This is a genomic window from Stutzerimonas stutzeri, assembly GCF_000952685.1.
Classification (GTDB): Bacteria; Pseudomonadota; Gammaproteobacteria; order Pseudomonadales; family Pseudomonadaceae; genus Stutzerimonas; species Stutzerimonas stutzeri_E.
This window is the reverse complement of the sequence record NZ_JYHV01000041.1, coordinates 1-707: the sequence shown is the minus strand read 5'-3', so window position 1 is coordinate 707 and position 707 is coordinate 1. Positions and strand designations below refer to the sequence as shown.

1 protein-coding gene is annotated in these 707 nt (G+C 61.1%); it reads right to left on the bottom strand.

The features are described 5' to 3' along the window. On the bottom strand, positions 1-707 hold a 707-nt coding region (locus UF78_RS23050), incomplete at both ends, for a hypothetical protein (protein ID WP_045164453.1).

Genomic DNA, 707 nt, shown 5'->3' with positions numbered 1-707 from the left:
ACCGACGCCGTTGAGCGTAGTGCTGGCCCCGTTTCCTACCGCATCGCGCAGCGTGCCACCGTTGGTATCGAGCGTGCCGCCCACGGATATGCCGTTGCTATCCAGCTGGCCGCTCTGCACCGTGTAGCGGAACACCAGTGCGCTGGTGCCCGAACCGGAGAGATAACTGGCGTAGACGGTGCCGCCGGTATCCAGGGTAATGGCCAGACGCGGCGTACCGCCGCTGGCATCGACTAAAACCGCCTCACTGTAGTTGATGATGAAGTCCAGGTTCTGCCCGGCTACGTAAGTGCCGTTGGCCGGAACGGATACACTGCCAACCGACGGCACGTCGCGGTCAACGCTGTAAGCCTCGCCAGCCAAACCGCCGCCGATTGCGTTATCGGCAGTGTCAACGATCCCGGTACCGCTGTTATTGAGGTCGAGCCCAATGCTGCCGGTACCGCTCACGCCACTGACCAGCACGGCATATGTCCGGCCATCAATCTGTGTAACGGAGGTGATGCTGCCGCCGGCCGAGCCGCCAAGCACCAAGCTGAAGTCAGAGGCATCCACACCGGAGACATCTTCATCGAAGGTCACTTTGAAATTGAGTGAGCCCGCATTGCTTGGATTGGCGTCGATGCGCACGATACCGCTGGCGATCGGCGCCGTGGTATCCACCAACACACCGCTGGTTGCGCCTACCGAATTCAAGGTGAGATCGA